Source organism: Oceaniferula marina (assembly GCF_013391475.1).
Classification (GTDB): Bacteria; Verrucomicrobiota; Verrucomicrobiia; order Verrucomicrobiales; family Akkermansiaceae; genus Oceaniferula; species Oceaniferula marina.
Genome location: NZ_JACBAZ010000075.1, coordinates 1 through 289, shown reverse-complemented (window position 1 = coordinate 289; position 289 = coordinate 1). Strand labels below are relative to the sequence as shown.

General features: G+C 47.4%; 2 tRNA genes. Both read right to left on the bottom strand.

From position 1 onward, the window contains the following. Window positions 1-27 precede the first annotated feature (27 nt). Window positions 28-104, bottom strand: a tRNA-Ile gene (locus HW115_RS19570). Between the two features lie 95 nt (window positions 105-199). After that, window positions 200-275: transfer RNA gene (locus tag HW115_RS19565), tRNA-Ala, on the bottom strand. Between the last annotated feature and the right edge of the window lie 14 nt (window positions 276-289).

Here is a 289-nt window from a genome sequence, read left to right as displayed (position 1 = left end):
TCGATTTGCCACTTACTTTCTTGTAAATGGTGGGCCAGACAGGACTTGAACCTGTGACCCCACGCTTATCAAGCGTGTGCTCTAACCAGCTGAGCTACAGGCCCTTTAATCTTGATTTGCAATTGATGATTTATAATTGGTGATTCTTCAATCACCCATCACTAACCAAACCATTACAAATTGCCGCCGTAGGCGGCATTGGTGGAGGTAACCGGATTCGAACCGATGACATCCTGCTTGCAAAGCAGGCGCTCTACCAACTGAGCTATACCCCCTTAATAGAGAGGGC